General features: G+C 69.4%; 5 protein-coding genes. 1 reads left to right on the top strand and 4 read right to left on the bottom strand.

All coding sequences use genetic code 11. The annotated features are described in order from the left end of the window. From ACWGIU_RS26760 to ACWGIU_RS26745, 4 genes are all read right to left on the bottom strand, one after another. Positions 1-1,062: threonine aldolase family protein (locus tag ACWGIU_RS26760; RefSeq protein WP_453709886.1), on the bottom strand; the 1,062-nt coding region annotated here is incomplete at its 3' end. After that, complete coding sequence (locus tag ACWGIU_RS26755; protein ID WP_453709884.1) at positions 1,041-1,802, bottom strand: SDR family NAD(P)-dependent oxidoreductase; 762 nt, start codon at positions 1,800-1,802, stop codon at positions 1,041-1,043. The genes ACWGIU_RS26760 and ACWGIU_RS26755, both read right to left, overlap by 22 nt. Positions 1,803-1,828: 26 nt before the next feature. Then, positions 1,829-3,235: a DUF6421 family protein gene (locus ACWGIU_RS26750; protein WP_453709882.1), complete on the bottom strand. Its 1,407-nt coding sequence runs from the start codon at positions 3,233-3,235 to the stop codon at positions 1,829-1,831. A gap of 234 nt (positions 3,236-3,469) precedes the next feature. Beyond that, a complete protein-coding gene (locus tag ACWGIU_RS26745; RefSeq protein WP_453709880.1) occupies positions 3,470-4,591 on the bottom strand; it encodes an LLM class flavin-dependent oxidoreductase in 1,122 nt (373 codons plus the stop codon). A 49-nt stretch (positions 4,592-4,640) separates the two neighbouring features. On the opposite strand from ACWGIU_RS26745, the gene ACWGIU_RS26740 reads away from it, so the two are divergent. Then, the coding region (locus ACWGIU_RS26740; RefSeq protein WP_453709878.1) for a PadR family transcriptional regulator at positions 4,641-4,968 on the top strand (328 nt) is incomplete at its 3' end.

The following is a 4,968-nucleotide window of genomic DNA, read 5'->3' as shown; positions in this document are numbered from 1 at the left end:
GAAGCCGTCCACGTCCTCTTCCTGGGTGTCGAAACCGCACATCCAGCGGACGTCGCCCGCGGCCTCGTCCCAGAAGTAGAAGCGGAAACGCTTCTGCAGCCGCCGCGAGACGTCGTGGGGCAGCCGCGCGAACACCGCGTTCGCCTGCACCGGGTAGAGGATCTCCACGCCGTCCGTCTCGCGCACGCCGGCGGCCAGCCGCTGCGCCATCCCGTTGGCGTGCCGGGCGTTGCGCAGCCACAGGTCCTTGGCGAGCAGGGCCTCCAGCTGTACCGACACGAAGCGCATCTTGGAGGCGAGCTGCATCGACATCTTGCGGATGTGCTTCATCTGCCGGACCGCGTCCGGGTTGAGCACCACCACGGCCTCGCCGAACATCATGCCGTTCTTGGTGCCGCCGTACGACAGCACGTCCACGCCCACCGCGTTCGTGAAGGCGCGCATCGGTACGTCGAGGGAGGCCGCGGCGTTGGCTATCCGGGCACCGTCGAGGTGGACCTTCATGCCGAGCCCGTGGGCGTGCTCGCAGATCGCCCGGATCTCGTCCGGGGTGTAGACCGTGCCCAGCTCGGTGTTCTGGGTGATCGACACGACCTGCGGCATCGCCCGGTGCTCGTCCTCGAAGCCCCAGGCCTCCTGGTCGATCAGCTCGGGGGTGAGCTTGCCGTCCGGGGTCGGTACGGCGAGCAGCTTGAGACCCGCCATCCGCTCCGGCGCGCCGCCCTCGTCCACGTTGATGTGGGCGCTCTTGGCGCAGATCACGGCGCCCCAGCGGTCCGTCATCGCCTGGAGGGCGGTGACGTTCGCGCCGGTGCCGTTGAAGACCGGGAAGGCTTCCGCGTACGGCCCGAAGTGGCTGCGGATGACCTTCTGCAGGTGTTCGGTGTAGTCGTCCTCGCCGTAGGCGACCTGGTGACCGCCGTTGGCGAGCGCGACGGCGGCCAGGACCTCCGGATGCACTCCCGCGTAGTTGTCGCTCGCGAAACCTCGCACCGCCGGGTCGTGGTGACGCCGGGCGTCGGTCTTGCCTGCCTCGGTTCTCACGGTTGCGGGGTGAGCCACAGACGCTGTCCGTTCACATCGATGGCGGACCGCTCCCAGACGCCGGCGATGGCCTCGGCCAGCTCCGTCACGTCGGTGAAGCCCGCGAACTTCGCACTGGGTCGCTCGGCGCGCATCGCCTCGTGCACCAGTGCCTTGATGACCAGGATCGCAGCTGCCGCGCCGGGGCCCTCGTCACCCCCGGCCTTGCGGAACGAGTCCGCCATGGCCAGGGTCCAGGCCTCGGCCGCCGCCTTGCCCGCGTTGTACGCGGCGTTGTTGGCGACCGGCTTGTGCGCCCCGGACTGGCTGATCAGCACGTAGCGGCCGCGGTCGCTGCGCAGCAGGCCGTCGTGGAAGGCGAGCGAGGTGTGCTGGACCGTGCGGATGAGGAGCTTCTCCAGGAAGGTCCAGTCCGCGAGGTCGGTGTCGGTGAAGGTCTTGCTGCCGCGCCAGCCGCCGACGAGGTGGACCAGGCCGTCGATCCGGCCGAACTCCTTCTCGGTCTGCTCGGCCCAGGCCTTGGTGGCGTCCAGGTCGAGCAGGTCCACGGTGTCACCGGTGATGGTGGCGCCACCGTGGGCGTAGCGTGCCGCGTCCACGGCATCCGCGAGCCGCGCCGCATCGGCGTCGGACGCGATGACCACCGCGCCCGCCTCGGCGAGGCGGAGCAGGGTGGCGCGGCCGGCGGGCCCGCCGGCCCCGGCCACCGCCACCACCGCTCCGTGCAGCTTTCCGTTGCCGTTCCCGGAGCCGTTCATCTGTGCAGCCTCCTGTGGGCGAGTGCTCACGCGGCGACTCGCTCGGCCTGCTCTGCGTTCAGGGCCGTGATGCCCTTGGTCGAGGCGATCGTTCCCTTGAGCTTCTTGGCGAGAGCCTCAAAGAACATGCTGAGCGGAAACTCGTCCGGAAGCACGTCGTCCACGAGCTTGCGCGGCGGCTGCGTCAGGTCCAGGGCGTCGGGGCCCTTGGCCCACTTGGAACCCGGGTGCGGGGCGAGGTAGGTGGAGACCAGCTCGTACGCCTTGAACCAGTGGACGAGCTTCGGGCGGTCGATGCCGGCCCGGTACAGGTCCTCGATCTCGGCGCACAGCTGGTTGGTGACCTGCGGGGCGCGCACCCAGTCGATCTTCAGCTTGTTGTCCGTCCAGCGCACGACGTCGTGCTTGTGGAGGTAGGCGAAGAGCAGCTGGCCACCGAGACCGTCGTAGTTGCGGTTGCGGTCGCCGGAGACCGGGAAACGGAACATCCGGTCGAAGAGGACGGCGTACTGCACGTCGCGGCCGTGCTCGTTACCCTCGGACTCCAGCTTCACGGCCTCCTTGAAGGCGGTCAGGTCGCAGCGCAGCTCCTCCAGGCCGTACATCCAGAACGGCTGGCGCTGCTTGATCATGAAGGGGTCGAACGGCAGGTCGCCGTGGCTGTGGGTGCGGTCGTGGACCATGTCCCACAGGACGAACGCCTTCTCGCAGCGCTCCTGGTCCTCGACCATGCGGGCGATGTCCTCGGGCAGGTCGATGCCCAGGATGTCGACGGCGGCCTCGGTCACCTTGCGGTAGCGGGCGGCCTCGCGGTCGCAGAAGATGCCGCCCCAGGTGAAGCGCTCGGGGGCCTCGCGCACGGCGATGGTCTCGGGGAAGAGCACGGCGGAGTGGGTGTCGTAGCCCGGCGTGAAGTCCTCGAAGGTGATGCCGAGGAAGAGCGGGTTGTCGTACCGGGTGCGCTCCAGCTCGGCGAGCCACTCGGGCCACACCATCTTGAGCACGACGGCTTCCAGGTTGCGGTCCAGGTTGCCGTTCTGGGTGTACATGGGGAAGACGACGAGGTGCTGCAGCCCGTCGGCGCGCTCGGCGGCCGGGTGGAAGGCCAGCAGGGAGTCGAGGAAGTCCGGCACCTTGAAGTCGTCCGCGGCCCATTTGCGCAGGTCGGCGACGAGGGCCCGGTGGTACGCGGCACCGTGCGGGAGCAGCGGCGAAAGCGTCTCCACCGCCGTGATCACGCGTTCCACCGCGGCCAGGACGGTGGCACGGCCGTGCGCGCCCTCGACCTCGAAGTCGATGGAGCCGTCCTTGGCCTGCCAGGGCCGGATCTCCTCCACGGCGGCCTTGAGCTCGGGCCACGCGGGGTGGTCGACCACCCGCGCCTCGGCGGTTATCACGGCGCCGCCGATTCCGGGCACAAGAGTTTCCGTCATGTCACTTCCTCCACAGGAGAACCTCACGTATGGGCAGAGTATGCGCGCGGGCCTCTCCCCCTCAAGAGGGAACTCCGGAAATTATCCTGCGTCACCCCCCATTTCACCGGAAGTCTTCCCGTCGGTCGCTGCGGAATCGACGACTCCGCCCAGTCGCGCCAAGGCTTCCCAGCCGGCGGCCGCCCGCGGGCCGGGCCGGGGCGGGTGGGAGCCGGCGGGCGGCAGAGGCGCAGATCACACGCCCCGGAAGTATGGAATGACCTTTTCGCCCCATTGCCTCAGGGTCTCCAGGCAGGCTTCCTGCCCCACCGTGCCCATCTGGATCAGGCACATGATCTCGTCGGCGCCCGCCTCCCTCAGCCGCTCCACGTACGCGATCGCGTCGTCGGCGGTCCCATAGGCGTGGTCGGCGTCGAAAGTGGCCGTGGAGGTCGGCCGGACGGGGATGTCCAGCTCGTGCAGCCGGGCCACCACCTGCTCGGCGGCCCTGCGCATCTGCGCGGCCTCGTCGACGCCCGCGACCACGGCCTCGTCCGGGACACCGGCCCCGCCGTACCAGTGGCCGATGGACTGGGCGAAGAACCGCTGCCCCCGGGTGCCGATCCGGCGCGCCTCCTCCCGGTCGTCGAGCACGATGGTCGGGCAGAGCACGGAGAAGTGGTCGTTGACCGCCGTGGACACGAAGCGGCTGCCGTCCCGCCCGGCGATCGCCGCGTCGTAGAGGGAGCGCATCCCCGCGATGGACTCGGGACCGGCGAAGCCCATCACCAGCGCCCCGATCCCCAGCTCGGCCGCCTGGACCAGGGTCTCGCCCCGGCTGCACGCCAGGAACAGTGGCGGATGCGGGGTCTGCACCGGCCTCGGCAGGATCGGGTGCGGGTCGATGTCGATCAGCTCCCCGTGGTACTCCAGCTCCTCCTCCTGCCAGGCGCTGCCGATGATCCGCAGGGCCTCCTCGACCTCGGCCGTGGTGCGGTTCCGGTCCACCCCGCACAGGGAGGTCTCCTGCTCGGTGCCACCGCGCCCGGCCCCCAGGTCGAGGCGCCCTCCCGAGAGCAGGTCGAGCATGGCGGCCCGCTCGGCGACCCGAACCGGGTGGTTGAAGTTGAAGGGCATGCACACGACGCCGTGACCGATGCGTATGGTGTCCGTCCTGGCCGCGACCCAGGTCAGGAAGATCTCGGGGGCACTCATGTGGGCGTACCACTTGAGCGAGTGGTGCTCGACCGCCCAGATCCGGTCGAATCCCATGCGTTCGGCGAGCACGGCCTGCTCGACGCAGTCACGGATGAGCTGGTGCTCCCGTTCCGCCGTCGGGTCGGCAAGCTGAGCTTCGAAGATCACGGAGAATTTCACTGTGCCTCCAGGATTGCGTCGCGTACCCGGTCTTACTTCAATTCGAAATATGACTAGTAGTCATGAGTCGAAGAAGCAAGAGTTGCCGCCGACCGGATGGGCCGTGCTGGGCCTGCTCTCCTTCCCGGGCGGGCGGACCGGCTACGAGCTGAAGAAGTGGGCGGACTCCTCCCTCCGCTTCTTCTACTGGTCACCGGCGGTCAGCCAGATCTACGCCGAGCTGCGCCGTCTGGAGGAGCTGGGCTACGCGGCCTCCGTGCGCTCGGGACCCGAGGAGGCGCGGGCGAAGCGCCGCTACGCCATCACCGACGCCGGGCGCAGCGCGTTGGCCGACTGGGCCGCCGACACCGCAGAGGCCGGGCCCCCGGTGCTCAAGC

The sequence above is a fragment of the Streptomyces sp. NPDC054840 genome, assembly GCF_053611065.1.
Note: the sequence above shows the minus strand (reverse complement) of the source record. Positions and strands in the feature narration are given on the sequence as shown.

Excerpts from the sequence above, each read along its gene's own strand:
- ACWGIU_RS26755 (WP_453709884.1), bottom strand. The coding sequence starts at position 1,802 with ATGAACGGCTCCGGGAACGGCAACGGAAAGCTGCACGGAGCGGTGGTG.
- ACWGIU_RS26750 (WP_453709882.1), bottom strand. The coding sequence starts at position 3,235 with ATGACGGAAACTCTTGTGCCCGGAATCGGCGGCGCCGTGATAACCGCC.